Below are 17,804 nucleotides of genomic sequence, written 5' to 3'. Positions count from 1 at the left end.
TATCGCGACGCCGGTGCGTTCCGAGAGGAATTTCCGCAGCGTGTTCGAGCGGCGGGCCCGCGGGTCATCAAGCAGAATCGCGGCAACGGCGGCGAAGGCGTCTGGAAAGTCGAACTCGCATCCGCATCCGGACCGGACGGTGCAATCGTTCGGGTGTTGCACGCGCCCCGAGGCAGCGTCCCGCAGGAAATGCCGCTCGGTGCTTTCATGAGCCGATGCGAACCTTATTTCGTGAACCATGGTTGCATCATCGATCAACCGTTCCAGGTCCGGCTGCCAGACGGCATGATCCGTTGCTACATGGGCGCGGACAAAGTCGTCGGCTTCGGACACCAGTTCATCAAGGCGCTAATCCCGCCGCCTCCCGAAGGTCCGGACTCGGTCGCGGCACAGCCGGCCCCGCGCATCATGCATCCGGCTGCCGCGCCGGAGTTTCAGACGCTAAGGACAAAAATGGAGTCCGAATGGACGCCTCAGATGATGCAACTGCTGGACATCGACGTCGGGTCGCTGCCGATCATCTGGGATGCCGACTTTCTCTATGGGCCACGCGACGCGTCGGGCCAGGACACCTACGTGCTTTGCGAGATCAACGTCAATTCGGTCTTTCCCTTTCCCGAACAGGCGCCATCGGAGATTGCCCGCCTCGCGAAGGCTCGATCTAGTTCGTGAACCCCGGTGTCCCTCGGCGCAACGCGCTCACCGCGTCGCTGCGACTTTCACTTTCGCAAGAGTCACCTTCGGAGGTCACCGGCCCGTAACGACGATCGCCAAACCGGACAACAGGAGCAGAATGAGGACAACCCTACGGAAGGCGACCTCATCCAGCTTGCCGTAGAGCGACCAACCGAGCAGCGTTCCCGCCACAAGCGCCGGCAGGCCGATCAAAAATAGCCGGGTGATTTCCGGAGTAATCAGGCCCATCCCGCCCAAGCCCAGTAACGACAGGGCGAAGGTTGCGACCGCGGTCGGTTGCGATACCGAGCGGTGTTCGTCGCGGGGCCAGCGCGCAACACGCACCACAAGGTCGGGAGAATGCCGCCTAGCCCGGTCGATCCGCCGAGCACGCCATTGAGGAATCCAATGCCGGCGTCGCCGGCTTGCCCTACGTTTTTCAGATTCGGCATTTTCGGTCGCAGCAGATTGTAGAGGCCGAACGCGATCAACAGCAGGCCGACAGCCGTTCTCAAATGTACGGCCGATGCCAATTCAAGGACGGCGATGCCCGCGGGAATTCCGATGGCGCTTCCCAGGACGAAAGGCCACAGCCGCGACGGGAGTATCGTACGCCGCAGCCGCCAGGTCGAATAGCCCTGCACCAAGAGCGCGTAAGCGACAATCAATGTCGTGGTCTGCACCGGCGTCAGGGCGAAAAGCCAGATACCGGCGGCGACCATGCCGAAGGCGAAGCCTGCCAACCCGGTTACAAAGGCGGCAGCGAACGTGCCAAGCAGGAAGATGGCGAGATCGAACGGAATTGGAAAACTCATGACGTCGTCCCCTGTTGTCGTGAATCGATTTGGAAGTGTGCCGGCACAGGCGGTCAGCCATGCGTCTCTTCGGTTCCGTCGCGGCACCAGCGATAGAGCGCGTCGTACACCGGCAGCGTGGCGTCGAGCTGGGCCACGTCTTCCCTGAACATGCGGGAATAGCCGAGCGAGATCGCCAGCAATCCCCCGGACTGGAGAGTGAGATCGGGCTTGCCAGTATCGGCGCCACGAATGATCGCAGCGAGGCGCGACAGCGGCCTGGTCTTGAGATTGAACTCCTCAAGCATCACGTCGAACGTGCAGGCGTCAGCTCGATCGTTCCAGATACCGTCACCGCTGTCGAAGGGGGTTGCCTTGAATCGCTCGGCAACGGCCGTCACTTCCGACGGGGCTACGTAAAGGAATACGGCCGCGGGGTCGATGAAGCGGCGGATCAACCAAGGGCATGCAATCCGTATGATCTTTGGTCGGGCTCGCGTGACCCAGGTGGTCCGGCCGGCGGCGTCGCGTTCCGGAAGCCGGTCCACGCACAAGAGAGGCTGGCCGGCTTCGCGCCATGCCTCGAACCCACCTTCAAGGGTCTGGGCGTCTATGCCTGCCTGCCGAAGCCATGCGGCGGTCCCCTCGCCGGTGGCGCCGCCGTCCCGGCAATAGACGATGACGCGCCGGCCGGAAAAATTGTGACCCCATGCCGAGACGGTTTGGGCCTCCATGCGCCGGGCAGCCGGCAACACCGAACCGCCGTCATCATGTGGACGAACATCGACAAGCACCGGCGCTCCGGGCAGGCCAATAATGCGGGATAGCTGAGCGACCGAAATCTCGGTTGGTGACGGCATGGCGTCCACCTCGTCATAGAGGGCGTGGACGCGATATTCGGCTGCCGCCTCACGGGGTCATCGCGGGAATCCCCAGAACCATATGACGTACCGGAACACCGTAGATGTCAACCCGGCCGAAATGCGATTGACAGAAGCCGCGCGGTCCGCTGTATTTAACGCATGGGGGCCCTGCGATCCCCCCACGAGGCGACATGCCCAAGTATCGCGTCCCGTTTTTCCACGAGGGCGCACCATGTCATCCTATACATCGATATCTCCAGACAAGCTTGCACGGTTGATCGGCACCGCGAAGACGCCTGCTTTGATCGACGTGCGCACCGACGAGGACTTTGCCGCCGACCAGCGGCTGATCCCGGGTGCGGTCAGACGCAACCATCAGAAGGCCGCCGACTGGGGCGAAGAATTCTCCGGACGCTCGGCCGTCGTCGTCTGCCTGCGCGGCCAGAAACTTGCACAAGGCACCGCGGCGTGGCTGAGACACCTCAACGTCACCGCCGAGGCGCTCGACGGCGGCTTCGAAGGCTGGAAGTCCGCCAAGCTTCCGCTGGTGCCGGCGTCGAAACTGCCGGCGCGCGACGCGCAAGGACGCACCGTCTGGGTCACCCGCGCGCGACCGAAGATCGATCGTATCGCCTGTCCCTGGCTGATACGCCGATTCGTCGATCCGAACGCGGTATTCCTGTTCGTGACGCCCGCCGAAGTGGTCGCGGTCGGCGAGCGCTTCAACGCCATGCCGTTCGATATCGAAAACGTGTTCTGGAGTCATCGCGGCGAGCTCTGCACCTTCGACGTGATGATCGAGGAATTCGGCCTGGCGACGCCGCCTTTGCTGCGGCTGGCGACGATGGTGCGCGGGGCCGATACCGGGCGGCTCGATTTGTCACCGGAAGCGCCGGGCTTGCTCGCGGCATCGCTCGGCCTGTCGCGAATGTATGACGACGATCTCGAACAACTCGAGGCCGGCATCGCGCTTTACGACGCGTTCTATCGCTGGTGCCGTGATGCCACCGGCGAGACCCATAACTGGCCGACCAACAAGGCAACGCCGTGAGCGACGTCGCTGCGAGCCAGACCACGACCGAAACTGGTGCCGGCCACGGCATCAGCTTCGGCGAGGCCTTCCGGGTCTGGCTGCGGATCGCGCTGCTGAGCTTCGGTGGCCCCGCGGGCCAGATCGCGGTGATGCACCGTATCCTGGTCGAGGAAAAGAACTGGATTTCCGAGAGCCGGTTCTTGCATGCGCTCAACTACTGCATGCTGCTGCCCGGCCCGGAGGCGCAGCAGCTTGCAACCTATATCGGCTGGCTGCTGCACCGGACCGCGGGCGGCATCATGGCCGGCGGCCTGTTCATCCTTCCCGGCGTCATCTGCATCATGGCGCTGAGCTACATCTACGCCGCCTTCGGCAATGTCGGAATGGTCGAAGCGCTGTTCTTTGGCCTCAAGGCCGCGGTGCTGGCGATCGTGATTCAGGCTGTGGTCCGCGTCGGCAAACGCGCGCTGCGCAACCGGATCATGATCGGGCTCGCGGCAAGCGCCTTTGTCGCGATCTTCTTTTTCAACGTGCCCTTTCCCGTCATCATCATCACTGCCGGCGTGATCGGATATGCCGGCGCGAAAGCCGGACGGCCGGAATTTGCCGCGATCGAACATGGCGGCGGCAAAAACGCAGCCGCCATCGACGATATGCTCGGCGACGAATTGCCCGAGCATGTGCGCCCGAGCATTCCCCGGGCGTTAAGAGTAAGCACGGTCTGGCTGCTGCTGTGGCTGGTGCCGGTCGGCGCGCTGCTGATCGTGTTCGGACAGGCCAACGTGTTCAGCCAGATCGCATTGTTCTTCAGCAAGATGGCGATGGTGACGTTCGGCGGCGCCTATGCGGTGCTGGCCTATGTCGCGCAGCAGGCGGTCGAACATTATCACTGGGTGCAGCCGCGTGAAATGCTCGACGGCCTCGGCATGGCCGAGACCACGCCGGGGCCGCTGATCATGGTGCTGCAGTTCGTCGGCTTCATGGCCGCCTACCGCGACCCCGGCATGCTGTCGCCAATGCTGGCCGGCACGCTCGGCGGCTTGCTCGCGACATGGGTGACCTTCACGCCCTGCTTCCTCTGGATCTTCCTGGGAGCGCCGTTCATCGAGACCATGCGGGGCAACAAGGGGCTGGCGGGGGCACTGACGGCGATTACCGCCGCCGTGGTCGGCGTGATCCTCAACCTGTCGATCTGGTTCGCGCTTCACACCGTGTTCCGGGACACCATGCCGGTGAGATCGTTCGGCCTGTCGTTCGACATGCCGGTCCTGTCGAGCGTTGATATTCCCGCACTGATGCTGGCGATCGCCGCCGCGACGGCGATCTTTCGTTTCAACATCGGAATGCTGACGGTGCTGGCAGGCTCGTGCGCGGCCGGCATCGTCCTGAGATTGTCGGGGGTGATCTGATCGCGGCCTTCCCGCCTAAAGCGAAACCGCGATCAACTCCTCAGGTAAAGGGCCGCCGCCGACGGCGAATACGATGTATTGCTTGCCGCCGGCCATATAGGTGATCGGCGCACCCGTCGCGTTGGACGGCAGCGCGATCTCCGCCAGCATTTCGCCGCTGGTCTTGTCGTAAACCCACAAATGCGGATCGAAATCCTTGAGATCCGCGATACGGCGCTGGAATACGGGGTCAAAGCGCTGCGGCCCGTAGGGTCCCATCTGAACCACGATCATGACGGTTTTGGTGACCAGCGCCCAGATGCGTGAGGGATAGCCCAGCGGTTCGCCGCCTTGCGCCGTCGGGAGAAGCCGCTCGAGATGCCCGACGGGAATCCGCCAGCGGTGTTCGCCGGTATTCATGTCGATGGCGACGACGCTGCCGAATGGCGGTTTGAACAACGGCAACCCGCGCGGGCCAGGCAAATAGCGGAAGGTGCCGACGAAATCGTAAGGAGCTTCCCCCGACTCCGGCTTGCGAACGGTCACGACGAACGGCAACCGAAAAGTGCATACATAGAGCATGCCGGTTTCGGGATCGATGGCGGCGCCATTCCAGTTGGCGCCGCCGCCGATGCCGGGCATCTGGATCGTGCCTTTTTGCGAAGGCGGCGTGAACACCGGGCCGTGATCGTATTTAGCGACGAGGTCGATCGCCTCCTTGTGAAGCTCCGGCGTAAGATCGATCAGGTCCTCCTCGCGCACGCCCTGAATATCGAACGGCGCCGGCCGGGTCGGAAACGGCTGCGTCTTTGAGGCATGCTCGCCGGGCACCGTGGAGGCCGGCACCGGCTGTTCCTCGATCGGCCAGACCGGCTGTCCGGTGAGCCGATCGAACACGTAGACGAAGGCCTGCTTGGTCACCTGCGCGACCGCCTTGATGGGTTTTCCGCCGACCGTGATGTCGATCAGGTTCGGCGCGGCCGGCGGATCGTAGTCCCACAGGCCGTGATGCACGAGCTGGTAGTGCCAGACCTTCTTGCCGGTCAACGCGTCGATGCAGACCAGGCTTTCGCCATAGAGGCCGTCGCCCGGCGATCGCCGCCATAATAATCGTTGGTCGGCGTGCTGACCGGCAAATAGACGTAACCCAGTTCCTCATCGGCGCTCATCGGCGCCCAGACATTGGTATTGCCGGTCTCCTTCCAGGAACCGTTCTGCCAGGTCTCGACGCCGGGATCGCCTGCCTGTGCCACGGTGTGGAAGGTCCAGAGCAGACGCCCGGTCACGACGTCGAAACCCCTGACGTCGCCGGGCGGCGACGGCCGGTGCCCCCACCAATCCATGACCGACGAGCCGGCGATGATGACGCCGCGCACGATCACCGGCGGTGAACTCATGGTGTAATAATCGCGGTCGACCGGGCGGCGCAGGCCTTCGGCCAGATCGAGCCGGCCGTTGTTGCCAAACGTCGGGATCGGCTTGCCGGTTTTCGCATCGAGCGCGATCATCTGCGCAAAGGCCGTGAGGATCACGATGCGCTCGTCGTCGCCGTTGCGCCAATAGGCGACGCCGCGGTGCAGCCAGCCGTCATTGGCGGGAATGCCAAGGCCGTTTTGGTAAACCTTGGGATCGAACACCCATTTGGTCTCGCCCGAGACCGCGTCGATGGCGGCGACCTGCGACAGCGATGTCGAGGTGTAGAGCACCCCGCCGACCATCAGCGGCGAGGCTTCGTTGGCGCGGCTCGGACCGATCCTCGGATCGGCGCTCCTGACCGCATGGTCCGGCGATTTCCAGTGCCAGGCGACGTGCAGGTCCCTGGCGTTGGTGCGGTCGATCTGGGTGAGCGGCGAATAATGCGCCGCGGCGTAGGTCCCGGCATAGGCCGGCCACTCGCCCCTTGCCAGGGTTGCGGTGGATTCGGCGAGCGCGCCGGGGGTGGATTGGGCGTGAAGCACTGTCGGAGCGGCCAGCAGCGTCAGCGCGATGCCGAGAGCTCGCCCGAGTAATGCCGTTTCGCGCAATGCCGCCTCCCGGTTTTCCGCTCAGCATCGGCGAGAAGCCAGTCGCAGTCAAAGTCAAATTGCCGTGCTTCGCCGTTCCTGCGAACGCCGGGCTCTTATTCCACGCCGCGGCCGAACTTGTTCGACTTCGGCAGACCATGGGCGAGACGGCCGGCGTCGGCGCGGTTGCCGCGCCAGTCCGACAATTCCTTCCAGCTCAGACCCTGGTCGCGGCCGGCCGAATCCTGCCAGGTCAGGCCGGCCTTGGAATCGAAGGTCGCAACGTCCGACAGCTTGGCACTGGAATATTTCTGAAGGCGTACGCCGCGGCCGCGCGCCATTTCCGGCACTTGGTCGATCGGGAACACCACCATCTTGTGGTTGGTCCCGATCACAGCGACATGGTCGCCGGTGACGGTGGCAATCGCACAGGCCTCGTTGGGCATTTCGACATTGAGCACCTGCTTGCCCTTGCGGGTGTTGCCGACGCAATCGTCCTCGTTGACGACAAAGCCCTGGCCCTCATGGCTCGCGACCAGGAATTTGCGGCCGCCGGTATTGACGAACAGCGACACGATCGCTGAGTCCTGCTCCATGTCGATGAACATCCGGATCGGCTCGCCATGGCCGCGCCCGCCCGGCAGCTTGGCGACATCGAGCGAGTAGAATTTTCCGTTGGTGGCGAACAGCAACAGCTTTGAGGTGGTCTCCGCAAAGAACGCCGAGCCGAGCTGATCGTCGGTCTTGAAGGTCAGCCCCGAGAGATCGGCGACCTGGCCCTTCAGCGTGCGCACCCAGCCCTTGTCGGAAACCACCACGGTGACCGGTTCGCGCTCGACGAACGCTTCCTCGATTGCGGCCAGGTCATGCTCGGGTGCGTCGGCAAAGGTGGTCCGGCGCTTGCCGAGCGGCGTCTTCGGCCCGAAGATGTCGCGCACTTTTCGGACCTGATCGGCGACCTTGGACCACTGCTCGCGTTCCGAGCCCAGCGTGCCCTTGATGGTTTTCAACTCGGCGCGAAGGTTCTTGTCCTCGGTGCGGATCTCGAATTCCTCGAGCTTGCGCAAAGACCGCAGCCGCATGTTGAGGATAGCGTCGGCCTGGACCTCCGTGAGCTTGAACGCCTTCATCAGCGCCGGCTTCGGCTCGTCCTCGTTGCGGATGATCTTGATCACCTTGTCGATGTTCAGGTACGCGATCAGGTAGCCGCCGAGCACTTCCAGCCGATGCTCGATCTGTTGCTTGCGATAATTGGTCCGGCGCAGCAGCACGTCGCGCAGATGGTCGAGCCATTCGCGCAGGCATTCGGCCAGCCCTAGCACCTTGGGGATGCGGCCCTTCACCAGCACGTTGAGGTTCAGCGGTATCCGGCTTTCCAGCTCGGTCAGCCGGAACAGCGATTCCATCAGCAATTCCGGATCGACCGCCCGGGATTTCGGCTCGATGACGAGGCGGATGTCTTCGGCCGATTCATCCCTGACGTCGCCGACCAGCGGCAGCTTCTTGTCGTTGAGCAGTTCGGCGATCTTCTCGACCAGCCGGGACTTCTGCACCAGCCATGGAATTTCCGTGATCACCACCACCCAGGTGCCGCGCCCGCCCTCCTCCTGGGTCCATTTTGCGCGGGTGCGGAACGAGCCGCGCCCGGTCAGATAGGCTTCCGCAATACTTTCCTTGGAATCGACGATGATACCGTAGGTCGGAAAATCCGGACCCTTGACCCATTTCAGCAGCGTCTTCGATTTGGCGTCGGGCTTGTCGATCAGATGCAGCGCCGCGTCGCAAAGCTCGGCTACGTTGTGCGGTGGGATCGAGGTCGCCATGCCGACCGCGATGCCCTGCGCGCCGTTGGCGAGCAGGTTCGGAAAGCCGCCGGGCAGCACGATCGGCTCTTTCGTCGTGCCGTCGTAATTGGGGCGGAACTCGGCGCCGTCCTCGTCGATGCCATCGAGCAAAAGCTGCGCGACGGCGGTCATGCGCGCTTCGGTGTAACGATAGGCGGCGGGATTATCGCCGTCGATATTGCCGAAATTGCCCTGCCCGTCGACCAGCGGATAACGGGAAGAGAAATCCTGCGCGAGCCGCACCAGCGCGTCGTAGATCGATTGATCGCCATGCGGATGGAACGAACCCATGACGTCGCCGACGATCTTGGCGGATTTCTTGAATGTCGTGCCGGGATCGAGCCGCAGCAGCCGCATGCCGTAGAGGATGCGCCGGTGCACCGGCTTCAGGCCGTCGCGGGCATCAGGCAGCGCGCGGTGCATGATGGTCGAGAGCGCGTAAGCGAGATAGCGCTCCTCCAGCGCATCGCGCAACGTGACCTCGTGAATTTCCGCCGGCTCCGGAGGAATCAGTCGTTTTCCCATCGGGACGGGTTAAACTTTGTCGCTGAATCGGGCAAGCCGCGAATCAGGGCATGCGGCGCCCTCTCGCCGTTGTCCCTGCGAAAGCAGGGACCTGTAATGCCGGGCGCCTGTTGTTGAAAAAGGCAGCCGCCACATCATCCTACCGATGGGCCGCGGCGGATGGGTTCCTGCTTTCGCAGGAACGACATCGATGCTCAGGTCACGGAACCGCCACGCTCGCCCGGTGCCGCGTCACCGCGTTGATAAACCCCTCGCGGGCGTCGGAATGGCCCTGCCCGCGCGGCTCCAGCACGTGGCGCAGCAAAAACAGGCCGGTGAGCCGAAAACCGTCCTGCAGGTCCTGGTCCGACCAAGCGTTGCGACCACCACCGGTTTCGCGCAAAAACGCCGGCAGCCGCAACAGCCGGTCGCGCCAGGGGTCGCCGGCAGCCCGCGACACCGCGCCGCCGGATTTCGGCGATACATAGATCAGGTCGGCGGTCTCGCCGGTCGCCGCACAATTTTCCAGATCGAGCCCGAAGCCGAGTTCCGTGAGCATCGCCAGCTCGAACTTCACCAGATGCACCGCGGCTTCGCCGATGTCGTCGAAATCGTCCAGCGTGCGTTCGAGCATTTCGTAAATTTCTTGATGCGGATCGCGCTCGGGCAACAGCCGCGCCAGCGAGGCCAGATGGGTCACGCCATAGACCGCGTGCGACGACGCCAGCACGGTAGCCGCGCGCAACCGCGTGCCCTCGATCACATAGGTGCCGAGATGCTCGTCGAGCCGCGCCCGCCACACCGCGCTTACGCTGTTGCCGGGTTGCAGCATCGGGCGCATCCGCTTCGAAGCCCCGCCGCGCACCAGGCCAAGATGGCGGCCATGGCTGCGCGTCAGGAGCTCGACGATGGCGCTGGATTCGCCATGCCGCCGCACTCCCAGCACGATGCCTTCGTCGGTCCATTCCATGGAGTGGAGCTTACAGGATTCTGAGGGTGGACGCAGCTACCCGTTGAACCAGCCCTTCGCGTCACCGGTGACGGAAAAATACAGTCCGACCGTCGTCGCGGCGCAGGAAACGATCTCGATGGCGCTGTCGAGCTGGAGGCCGATCTCCCCGATGGTCTGCACCAGCGAGATCACGGAAAGCACCAATGCCGCGGCCAGCACCCAGCGCGGCCAGTTCTTGCGCCGCTGGGCCGCGAGCCAGACGAAATAGACCAGCAACAATATGGTGCAGGCGGCGAGGAAATTGGCCGCGGCGATGGTCGCTTCGGTTATTTCGGCGGTCGGGGTCCGGTCCTGAAACGCCACCGACGCCGCATCGAGGGTGAGCGACAGATACATCAGCACTTCAAACCACAGCACGTTTTTGGGCAGCGTCATCGGTATCCCGGCTATTCCTTTGGAAACTCAAGTCCCATTTCACGGTAGCGGTTGGGGTCGTCGCCCCAGTTCTCGCGCACCTTGACGAACAGGAACAGGTGCACGGGAACACCGACGATCTCGGCCAGCTCCTTGCGCGAATCTGCGCCGATCGACTTGATGGTGGCGCCGCCCTTGCCGAGCACGATCTTGCGCTGGCTTTCGCGCTCGACAAATATCGTCTGCTCGATGCGGATGGATTTGTCCTTGCGTTCGGTCCAGCTGTCGGTCTCGACGGTGGATTGATACGGCAATTCCTGATGCAACTGGCGGAAGATTTTCTCCCGGGTGATTTCAGCCGCCAGATGCCGCATCGGCGCATCCGACATCTGGTCTTCGGGATAGTGAAACGGTCCCGCCGGCACCATCTCCGCCAGCGTCCGGCGCAAATCGTCGACGCCGTCGCCCGACAGCGCCGAGACCATGAAGGTCTTCTCGAAACCGATCCGGTCATTGGCGGCCTTGGCCAGCGCCAGCAGCTTTTCACGCGGCACCAGGTCGATCTTGTTCAGCACCAGAATTTTATCGTGACGAACGGATGCGACCTTGGCGAGGATCGCATCGGCTTCCTCGTCGATTCCGGTCTTGGCGTCGAGCAGCACGCAGACGAGGTCGGCATCATGCGCCCCGCTCCATGCCGTCGATACCATGGCGCGATCCAGCCGCCTCTTGGGCAGGAAAATCCCGGGCGTGTCGACCAGGATGATCTGCGCGTTGTTTTCGATCACGATGCCGCGGATCAGCGCGCGGGTGGTCTGCACCTTGCGCGAGACGATGGTGACCTTGGAGCCGACCAGCGCGTTGACCAGCGTGGACTTGCCGACATTGGGCGCGCCGATCAGCGCGACAAAGCCGCAGCGGGTCGCGACCGGTTTCGCCGCATCGGGAAGCTCATCCGTCACTTGACGCCTTCGCGCGCGATCATCACGGCGGCCGCGTCCTTTTCAGCCGCGCGTTTGCTGCCGCCGACGCCTTCGGCCGTCGCCAGCCCGGGCAGATCGACGGCGACGCGAAACTGCGGATCGTGATGCGGGCCGGTGCGGTCGACCTCGCGATAGACCGGCGTCGGCAGGCCCTTGCCCTGCGCCCACTCCTGCAACACCGTCTTGGGATCGCGCAGCGGCCGCCGGTTCTTGCGCATCCGCTCGGTCCAGTTGCGCTCGACAAATTGCGCCGCAGCAGCATAGCCGCCGTCGAGAAACACCGCGCCGATCACGGCCTCGCAGATATCGCCGAGCACCGATGTGCGCAGCCGCGCGCCCGCCCCGGCGCCGATCTGGCCAAGCCTGATGTCGTCAACCAGTCCGAGCGCCTGGGCGACGTCGGCGCAGCTCTCCCTGCGCACGAGATCGGCGAGCCGCTTCGACAGTTCGCCCTCGTCGGCCTTCGGGAAGGCGCGGTACAGCATGTCGGACACGATCAGTCCGAGCACGTGATCGCCCAGGAATTCCAGGCGCTGGTAACTGTCGCTGCGCTGGCGCGTGGCTTTCTTCAGCGCGGAAACATGCGTGAAAGCGGTGGCGAGCAGCGCCGGATCGGCGAATTTGTGCCCGATACGCGCTTCAAGCGCGGCGGTGGCAGCCGCCGCGGCAGCAGCCTTGACGCTGACCTTGCTGCGCTTTTTCGGCGCCTGTTCGCGCGCCGCCTCAGGTTGAGGACCGTCTGACGGTGAGGTCTGGAGATCCGGCGTTTCGTCGTTCATCGCACGATTGAGAATATGCGATTCCAGCGCACCGACACCGGCCAGCGCCAGAACATCCAGACGTGTTCACCCTCGGCAATGGAGAAGAAAATCATCTGGGCGCGGCCGATGATGTTCTCGAACGGCACATAGCCGACCACCGACTGCACGCGGCTGTCTGCCGAATTGTCGCGGTTGTCGCCCATCATGAAGAAATGACCTGGCGGCACCACGTATTCGATGGTGTCGTCGTAAAAGCCGTTGTCCTGGCAATCCAGCGACTCATAGCTGACGCCGTTCGGCAGCGTCTCCTTCCAGCGCTTCACCCGCGCGGTGGCGTCGGAGAAACCGCAAGGGTCCTCGCCGATGAAATCGCCGACGCGCTCGCGCTGCACCGGCTTGTCGTTGATGTAGAGCAGGCCGCCCCGCATCTGGATGCGGTCGCCGGGCAGGCCGATCACGCGCTTGATGAAGTCGACTGAATCGTCCTTGGGCTGGCGAAACACGACGATATCGCCGCGCGCAGGCTCGGAGCCGAAGATGCGCCCCGAAAACAGCGGCGGCGATCCCGGAATGGAATAATGGCTATAACCGTAGGAATATTTCGAGACGAACAGATAGTCGCCGACCAGCAATGTCGCCTTCATCGACCCCGAGGGGATGTTGAAGGGCTGAAACAGGAAGGTGCGGATCACCAGTGCGATCAGCACCGCGTGGATAATAACGCGGATGGTTTCACCCAGGCCGCTTTCGGATTTTGCTCCTGAGGTCACGCTCATCGCTTTTCCCAATTCCAGCCCGCGATTTCTCGCGCGGTGGCAGAACACTTCCCCCCCACGCGAACCGCCCGTCGTTTCGCGCCGAAAAAATGGCCCTGATTCTGATAGTGAAAGCGAATTCCGGCACAAACCTGAATCGCTCTGGCTCGATCCCTCGCGGCGTTTTAGACGGTTGTTCGCAGCCGCGCAATCAACGGCCCGGTCAAAACTTGCTAATTCATTGACCGGCCAGTGATTTTTAGTTTGCGCGGGCTGCCGGACAGGTCGGCCCGACAGGTTCACGGTTTGCCCGGCGCGACCGCCGAAATTATGACAAAAGCCTGGGCCAGCGGCCAGTCGTCGGTGATCGACAGATCGATCCGCGCCTCAAAACCCTGCGGCGTCAGTTTCTCGAGCCGCGCCAGCGCCCCGCCGGTCAGTTTCATGGTCGGACGGCCACCGGGCAGGTTCACCACCCCCATGTCCCGCCACCAGACGCCCTGCCGGATTCCGGTGCCCAGCGCCTTGGAACAGGCCTCCTTGGCGGCAAACCGCTTGGCATAGGTCGCCACCACCATCTTTTCGTTCCTGGCGCGGCGGCCGGCCTTGGCGCGCTCGGCGTCGGTAAAAATGCGATCGAGAAAGCGGTCGCCGTGGCGCTCGATGACCTTGGCGACGCGGCGAATATCGATCAGGTCCGATCCGATGCCGATGATCATGCCCGGCTCGCCGAATTCGCAAGTTTGCTGCGGCCGCGATCCATCGCCGCCCGCATCGCGCGCACCGTCTCGGCGATGCCGACGAACAACGCCTCCCCCATCATGTAGTAGCCGATATTGAGTTCGACGATGTCCGGCAGGGCGGCGATGGTCTCGGCGGTGACATAATCGAGGCCGTGGCCGGCATGGACTTCGAGGCCGATCGAGCGCGCTGCCTGCGCTCCGGCGACGATCCGCTTCCATTCCGCCTCCGCTTTCGTCGTGTGGCCGTCGACCACGGCATCGCACCAGGCGCCGGTGTGGATTTCAATCACCGGCGCGCGCAGCTTCGCCGCCATTTCGATCTGCCGCGGATCGGCGGCGATGAACAGCGAAACCCGGATACCCGCATCGTTCAACCGCGCGATGAACGGCCTGAGCGTATTGTGCTGTCCTGCCGCGTCGAGACCGCCCTCGGTGGTGAGCTCTTCGCGGCGCTCGGGCACGAGGCATACCGCATGAGGCCTGGTCGCCAGCGCGATTTTCAGCATCTCTTCGGTCGCGGCCATCTCGAAATTCAGCGGTTTTGAGATTTCGGCCTTCAGGCGCGCCATGTCGTCGTCACGGATGTGGCGGCGATCCTCGCGCAGATGCGCGGTGATGCCGTCGGCCCCGGCCGCGATCGCAACCAATGCGGCGCGCACCGGATCGGGATTAACCCCCGCCCTCGCATTGCGAAGCGTGGCGACGTGATCGACGTTGACTCCCAGGCGCAGTGGAGGATTCGACATCTGCAAAAACCACCTTCGTTGTCATGCCCGGACTTGATCCGGGCATCCATCTTCTTCGAATGGATGGATTGCCGGGTCATAGGCGAGCGGAAGCAACGCCGTCCTTTGGACGGCTGTGCCCGGCAATGACGCGCATCATCCATTGACGCGTTCGACCCGTGCGACGACGGCCTTGGCGCGCAACTGGGCTATAATAGCGCTGAGATGCTTCAGGTCATAGACCTCAAGATCGATGGTGAGCTCGGTGAAGTCCTGCGAGCGCCTGGACATGCTGATGTTGTCGATATTGCCGTCGTGCTCGGCGATCACGGTGGCAACCTGGGCGAGGCTGCCGGGCTCGTTGACATTGTCGACCAGGATCCGCGCCGGAAAACGCTGCGGGACGCTGTCGTCGACATCCCAGCGGACGTCGAGCCAGCGCTCCGGTTCTTCCTCGAAATCCTTCAGTGCCGGCGACTGGATCGGATAGATGGTAATGCCCTCGCCCGGCGAGACGATGCCGACGATGCGGTCGCCCGGCACGGCACCGCCGTTCGGCGCGAACTTGACCGGCAAATCGGAATTGATGCCGCGCACCGGTATTGCGGAGGGGCTGCGCGCGGGGTCCGGCGGCGATTTCAGCTTCAGCTTGACCGCAAGACTCTTCTTTGCGTTTGCGCCATAACGCGCGACCCGCTCTTCCTTGTAATCGGGGTACATCGCCCGCGCGACGTTGGACGCCTTCATCTCGCCGCGTCCGACCGCCGCCATCACGTCGTCGATCGAGGCGCGCGCCAGCCGCGGCAGCGCGCCCTTGAGCTTGTCGTCGGCGTATTCGATCTTGGCGCGCGTGAACAGCCGTTCGACGATACGGCGGCCGAGGCCGGCATATTGATCGCGTACCGCGGTTCGCGTCGCGCGCCGGATCGCCGCCCGCGCCTTGCCGGTGACCGCGAGCGACTCCCACGCCGATGGCGGCGCCGACTGGGCTTGCGAGGTCAGAACCTCCACCTCGTCGCCATTCTGCAACTCGGACGACAGAGGCGCGAACTTGCCGTTGATCTTGCAGCCGACGGCGCTGTTGCCGACATCGGTATGCACCGCATAGGCAAAGTCGATCACATTGGCCTGGCGCGGCAGCGCGATCAGCTTTCCCTTCGGGGTAAAGCAGAACACCTGGTCGTGAAACAATTCGAGCTTGGTATGCTCGAGGAATTCCTCCGGATTGGCGCTTTCCGACAAGATCCCGATGGTGTGGCGCAGCCAGGCGAAGGCGTTGGATTCGCGCTTTAGGAGTTCGGTCGGCGAGCCGACGCCATCCTTGTAGAAAGCATGCGCGGCGATGCCTAACTCGGCGATCTGGTCCATCTCCCTGGTGCGAATCTGCAATTCGACGCGCTGGTTGCCGGGACCGATCACGGTGGTGTGGATCGAGCGATAGTCGTTCTGTTTCGGGGTCGAGATGTAATCCTTGAACCGGCCCGGCACTACCGGCCAGGTGGTGTGCACGACGCCGAGCGCGCGATAGCAGGCTTCGACGTCGTCCAATACGACGCGGAATCCGAAAATATCGGACAATTGCTCGAAGCCGACCGACTTGCGCTCCATTTTGGTCCAGATCGAAAACGGCTGCTTGCGCCGGCCGTAGACGTGCGCGGCCATGCCGTTGTCTTCGAGATTCTTGGAGAGCTGGCTTTCGATCTCGCTGATCAGGTTGCGGTTTCGCTCCGCCAGCGAATCCAGCCGCTGCATCACCACCGCATGGGCTTCCGGATCGAGCATGCGGAACGAGAGATCCTCGAGTTCTTCCCGCATCTCCTGCATGCCCATGCGCCCGGCAAGCGGGGCATAGATATCGAGTGTCTCCTCGGCAATGCGGCGGCGGGCCGTCGGCGGCACGAACTCCAGCGTGCGCATATTGTGGAGGCGATCGGCCAGCTTGATCAGGAGAACGCGGACGTCGTCGGCGATCGCCAGCAGCAGCTTGCGCAGGTTTTCGGCCTGCTTGGCCTCGCGCGACACCAGTTCGAGCCGCTTCAGCTTGGTGAGCCCCTCCACCAGCGCGCCGATCTCGTGCCCGAAGACGTGGTCGATTTCGGCGCGGGTGGCCTCGGTGTCCTCGATGGTGTCGTGCAGCAAGGCCGCCACGATGGTGGCGTCGTCGAGCTTGAGGTCGGTGAGGATCGCTGCGACCTCGAGCGGATGCGAAAAATACGGATCGCCGGAGGCGCGGGTTTGCGCGCCATGCGCCTTCATGGCGTAGACGTAGGCGCGGTTCAGCAGGTCTTCGTTGGTATCGGGGTTATAGGAGCGGACGCGTTCGACCAGATCGTATTGCCGCATCATGCGCGGGCGCCCCGGCTTGACCGGTTTGGCCGCCGCCGGCACGACCGCCGTCGCAGCCGATTTGGTCGCCACGACGACCGAATCGGTCGCGGCCTGCATCTGCGGAGGGTTGCGGCGCCTATACGCCATCGAATCATTGCCTTAATTCATCAGGACCCGGGCGGCCCGATCTTAAAGAATAACATTAAGATGGCATCGGAGCGAAACAGCCCGGCCGTTCCACGCAGACGTGATCATCCACTATCGGGCACGCATCGTAACCCTGAAAATGGCAATAAAAGCAAAGGCCCGGACAAATGTCCGGGCCTTTGGTAAATCAAATCGGTTGGGACAACCTTCGGTAGCCCCCGGAACGCGCTTGAAGAGGTTTACTCGTCCTCTTCGGGCTGTTCTTCCGGAGGCGCCAGGCCTTCGAGGCCCTTCAGAAGCTCCTCCTCGGTCATGCGCTCGACCGCCACCTCGGTGTCGTCGGCATCGACGCTGGCGCCTGCCGAGCCGATCAGAGGCACCGTATCGGGCTCCGGTTCGTCGACTTCGACGAATTTCTGCAGCGAATGCACCAGTTCCTCCCGCAAATCCTCGGGGGAAATCGTCGAGTCCGCGATTTCACGTAGCGATACGACAGGATTCTTGTCGTTGTCCCGATCAATCGTGAGTTGTGAACCGGACGAAATCATACGGGCGCGATGTGCCGCCAGCAGGACCAGATCGAACCGATTGTCGACCTTATCAATGCAATCTTCTACGGTGACGCGCGCCATCGACTGTCGCTCCGTTAAATGGGACCTAAACTGTTGATTATGCGGCCGTAGGTATAGCCCCTTGGAGCTTTTCGCAAGCCCAAATTTGTGATTTGGCCTTCGCAATTGCCTCTGCTAACCCCTCCATTGGGGCCAAAAGGCCGGAGCGTCCAGACACCTCCAGAGATATCTTGAAAGTTGTCCAGGACAAGAAATCGCTTCATTGAATCGTATAAAGGTTAGGCTTATTGCCCTTGCCCCACCACATTGCCGTTGTGTCA

General features: G+C 63.2%; 18 protein-coding genes. 3 read left to right on the top strand and 15 right to left on the bottom strand.

Going from position 1 to position 17,804, the window contains the following annotated elements; translation table 11 throughout:
- Positions 1-672 (top strand): Cj0069 family protein (locus E7813_RS20980; protein WP_291577127.1); only part of this gene is annotated, 672 nt, incomplete at its 5' end.
- Between the two features lie 75 nt (positions 673-747).
- Here the strand turns inward: E7813_RS20980 and E7813_RS20975 are convergent.
- From E7813_RS20975 to E7813_RS20965, 3 genes are read right to left on the bottom strand one after another with little or no spacing between them, the layout of a single operon-like run.
- Entirely contained in the window at positions 748-924 is a 177-nt protein-coding gene (locus E7813_RS20975; protein ID WP_291577126.1) for a hypothetical protein, read from the bottom strand.
- Complete coding sequence (locus tag E7813_RS20970; RefSeq protein ID WP_291577125.1) at positions 915-1,490, bottom strand: sulfite exporter TauE/SafE family protein; 576 nt, start codon at positions 1,488-1,490, stop codon at positions 915-917. The genes E7813_RS20975 and E7813_RS20970 overlap by 10 nt, the downstream gene beginning before the upstream one ends.
- Before the next feature lie 53 nt (positions 1,491-1,543).
- A complete protein-coding gene (locus tag E7813_RS20965; protein ID WP_291577130.1) occupies positions 1,544-2,329 on the bottom strand; it encodes a chromate resistance protein ChrB domain-containing protein in 786 nt (261 codons plus the stop codon).
- Positions 2,330-2,564: 235 nt separating this feature from the next.
- Between E7813_RS20965 and E7813_RS20960 the strand changes: the two genes are divergently transcribed.
- Positions 2,565-3,383, top strand: a complete 819-nt coding sequence (locus tag E7813_RS20960) for a chromate resistance protein ChrB domain-containing protein (protein ID WP_291577124.1) — start codon at positions 2,565-2,567, stop codon at positions 3,381-3,383.
- Complete coding sequence (gene chrA / locus E7813_RS20955) at positions 3,380-4,774, top strand: chromate efflux transporter (protein ID WP_291577123.1); 1,395 nt, start codon at positions 3,380-3,382, stop codon at positions 4,772-4,774. Before E7813_RS20960 ends, chrA begins: the two co-directional genes overlap by 4 nt.
- 15 nt (positions 4,775-4,789) lie before the next feature.
- On the opposite strand, the gene E7813_RS20950 is transcribed toward chrA, so the two are convergent.
- The 12 genes from E7813_RS20950 to rpoZ form a co-directional block, all read right to left on the bottom strand.
- Positions 4,790-5,800, bottom strand: coding sequence for a hypothetical protein (locus tag E7813_RS20950; protein WP_291577122.1), 1,011 nt, complete (start codon positions 5,798-5,800; stop codon positions 4,790-4,792).
- On the bottom strand, positions 5,797-6,777 hold the full coding sequence (locus tag E7813_RS20945) for a hypothetical protein (RefSeq protein WP_291577121.1): 981 nt from the start codon (positions 6,775-6,777) through the stop codon (positions 5,797-5,799). Before E7813_RS20945 ends, E7813_RS20950 begins: the two co-directional genes overlap by 4 nt.
- A 95-nt stretch (positions 6,778-6,872) precedes the next feature.
- On the bottom strand, positions 6,873-9,125 hold the full coding sequence (gene parC, locus E7813_RS20940; RefSeq protein ID WP_291577120.1) for a DNA topoisomerase IV subunit A: 2,253 nt from the start codon (positions 9,123-9,125) through the stop codon (positions 6,873-6,875).
- A gap of 199 nt (positions 9,126-9,324) precedes the next feature.
- A complete protein-coding gene (gene recO, locus E7813_RS20935; protein WP_291577119.1) occupies positions 9,325-10,074 on the bottom strand; it encodes a DNA repair protein RecO in 750 nt (249 codons plus the stop codon).
- Positions 10,075-10,110: 36 nt separating this feature from the next.
- Positions 10,111-10,491 (bottom strand): hypothetical protein, encoded by a 381-nt coding sequence (locus E7813_RS20930; RefSeq protein WP_291577118.1) that lies wholly within the window; start codon positions 10,489-10,491, stop codon positions 10,111-10,113.
- 11 nt (positions 10,492-10,502) lie between these two features.
- The gene (era, locus tag E7813_RS20925; protein ID WP_291577117.1) at positions 10,503-11,432 is read right to left on the bottom strand and encodes a GTPase Era; all 930 of its coding nucleotides are present in this window, start codon (positions 11,430-11,432) and stop codon (positions 10,503-10,505) included.
- A complete protein-coding gene (rnc, locus tag E7813_RS20920; protein WP_291577116.1) occupies positions 11,429-12,232 on the bottom strand; it encodes a ribonuclease III in 804 nt (267 codons plus the stop codon). The genes era and rnc overlap by 4 nt, the downstream gene beginning before the upstream one ends.
- The gene (lepB, locus tag E7813_RS20915; RefSeq protein ID WP_291577115.1) at positions 12,229-12,990 is read right to left on the bottom strand and encodes a signal peptidase I; all 762 of its coding nucleotides are present in this window, start codon (positions 12,988-12,990) and stop codon (positions 12,229-12,231) included. The genes rnc and lepB overlap by 4 nt, the downstream gene beginning before the upstream one ends.
- A 278-nt stretch (positions 12,991-13,268) precedes the next feature.
- Positions 13,269-13,688, bottom strand: a complete 420-nt coding sequence (gene acpS, locus E7813_RS20910) for a holo-ACP synthase (protein ID WP_291577114.1) — start codon at positions 13,686-13,688, stop codon at positions 13,269-13,271.
- On the bottom strand, positions 13,685-14,458 hold the full coding sequence (locus E7813_RS20905) for a pyridoxine 5'-phosphate synthase (protein WP_291577113.1): 774 nt from the start codon (positions 14,456-14,458) through the stop codon (positions 13,685-13,687). The genes acpS and E7813_RS20905 overlap by 4 nt, the downstream gene beginning before the upstream one ends.
- 135 nt (positions 14,459-14,593) lie before the next feature.
- Positions 14,594-16,912, bottom strand: a complete 2,319-nt coding sequence (locus tag E7813_RS20900; protein ID WP_291577112.1) for a bifunctional (p)ppGpp synthetase/guanosine-3',5'-bis(diphosphate) 3'-pyrophosphohydrolase — start codon at positions 16,910-16,912, stop codon at positions 14,594-14,596.
- 239 nt (positions 16,913-17,151) lie between these two features.
- Positions 17,152-17,544 carry a DNA-directed RNA polymerase subunit omega gene (rpoZ, locus tag E7813_RS20895; protein WP_079603537.1) on the bottom strand — a complete coding sequence of 131 codons (393 nt, stop codon included), beginning with the start codon at positions 17,542-17,544 and terminating at the stop codon, positions 17,152-17,154.
- Positions 17,545-17,804 lie beyond the last annotated feature (260 nt).

Source organism: Bradyrhizobium sp., from assembly GCF_004799405.1.
GTDB lineage: Bacteria > Pseudomonadota > Alphaproteobacteria > Rhizobiales > Xanthobacteraceae > Bradyrhizobium.
This window is presented reverse-complemented; position numbering and strand designations above follow the sequence as displayed.